The organism is Arthrobacter sp. NPDC080031, assembly GCF_040702485.1.
Taxonomy (GTDB): Bacteria; Actinomycetota; Actinomycetes; order Actinomycetales; family Micrococcaceae; genus Arthrobacter.
Window position 1 is genome coordinate 1 of record NZ_JBFBLA010000063.1, and the last position, 1,305, is coordinate 1,305.

Below are 1,305 nucleotides of genomic sequence, written 5' to 3' on the forward strand. Positions count from 1 at the left end.
AAAGCGGCCCCCGACGATGTCTCCCGCACCGATGGTCCCCGGCCCAGCGGGCCGGGGACCATCCCCACACCCCAGGGCCCCGGCAACAGGGACCGTGGGCTGCCAGAGGGAGATTTAGGGAGGAAACTGACATGTCCATCCTGTACATGGACCAGGGCTTCGGTCCCCATGTGGACCGCGGATTCGAGTCCGCGTCCACACGGCTGGAGCACAGCGGCCTGGCCCCGGAACGGGAGGGGGAGACCGACCGGCACTCGCGCGAACTGGTCCGGCACATCCTCAGTCTTGAAGCGGAACGTGTCCCCGCCATAACGGCCGAGCTGTTCGCAGAAGCCATTGCCGTCGCAGATACCGTCCGCGAAGCACAGGGCCGCGGACCGGTCACCTCGTACAGGGCCCGGGACTTCTGGGAAATCCTCAAGGAACTCATCGACAGCGTCTTGGACCAGTAAACAGAACGCCCCCGCCGCGTGTCCTATCTCGGACCTAGTGACATGTCATCCCGGAAGCAACGATCCACCCGTCGAAACGTCGGACTTTCCACGCCCGCGAAGTCCCCGGAACAAAGCCAGGAACGGTAATGCGATGAGCTCCAGGATGCCCGCCGCAAGCAGCAGCACCACGAACAGAACCAGGAGAGGCAAGTACAGGAGGAACACTGCGACGCCCGCTGCGACATAGCCGGCGACGAAGCCGAAGATTGATTGCGCGTCCATCAGGACTCCCCTCAGCGGCCGTCCGGGACCGCCGCTACAACGGTAATAACAGCACAAGGCCAGGCGGACAATGGGCCGCTCAGCGCCGGGTCCGGGCCGCCGCCAGTTCCCGTTCCAGCCGCCGGTTCGCCGCTTCAAGTTCAAGGACCATGCGGATTCCGGCCAGATTCAAACCATCCTCGAGCAGCTCACCGATACGACGCAGGGTATCCAGGTCCTGTTCGCTATAGCGGCGGGTCCCCCCGTCAGTGCGCCCAGGTTCCAGCAGGCCCTTGCGCTCATACAGGCGCAGGTTCTGCTGCCCCGTCCCGACCAATTCCGCAGCCACGGAAATGGCATACACCCCCGTGGTCCGCCCTCGCTTCGGCTCCATCCGCTTCTCCTAACTTAAGAACCCGAAAATCCCCCTTGCACCAGTTTCACCCCAGTGCTATAAAAAATCTATGCCAGCCACCATAGCAAACCAGGTGGCTGAAGGAAATGATCGCACCGAACTGCAAGGAGTGAGGAATGACCATCCTGATGCGTACCGACCCGTTCCGCGAGCTCGACAGGCTCGCACAGCAGGTTCTGGGCACCACGGCCCGCC

Annotated in this window: 3 protein-coding genes; 1 reads left to right on the forward strand and 2 read right to left on the reverse strand. The window is 63.3% G+C overall.

Annotation, left to right across the window (positions count from 1 at the left end; genetic code table 11):
- The first annotated feature begins 131 nt into the window (after positions 1 to 131).
- Positions 132 to 452: a hypothetical protein gene (locus AB0323_RS23965; protein ID WP_366179549.1), complete on the forward strand. Its 321-nt coding sequence runs from the start codon at positions 132 to 134 to the stop codon at positions 450 to 452.
- A gap of 45 nt (positions 453 to 497) precedes the next feature.
- Here AB0323_RS23965 and AB0323_RS23970 read toward each other — a convergent pair whose 3' ends face one another.
- Positions 498 to 716 (reverse strand): hypothetical protein, encoded by a 219-nt coding sequence (locus AB0323_RS23970; RefSeq protein WP_366179550.1) that lies wholly within the window; start codon positions 714 to 716, stop codon positions 498 to 500.
- 79 nt (positions 717 to 795) lie between these two features.
- Positions 796 to 1,089 carry a MerR family transcriptional regulator gene (locus AB0323_RS23975; protein WP_366179551.1) on the reverse strand — a complete coding sequence of 98 codons (294 nt, stop codon included), beginning with the start codon at positions 1,087 to 1,089 and terminating at the stop codon, positions 796 to 798.
- Positions 1,090 to 1,305 lie beyond the last annotated feature (216 nt).

Coding starts and splice junctions, on each gene's coding strand:
- AB0323_RS23975 (WP_366179551.1), bottom strand. CDS start 1,089: ATGGAGCCGAAGCGAGGGCGGACCACGGGGGTGTATGCCATTTCCGTG.
- AB0323_RS23970 (WP_366179550.1), bottom strand. CDS start 716: ATGGACGCGCAATCAATCTTCGGCTTCGTCGCCGGCTATGTCGCAGCG.
- AB0323_RS23965 (WP_366179549.1), top strand. CDS start 132: ATGTCCATCCTGTACATGGACCAGGGCTTCGGTCCCCATGTGGACCGC.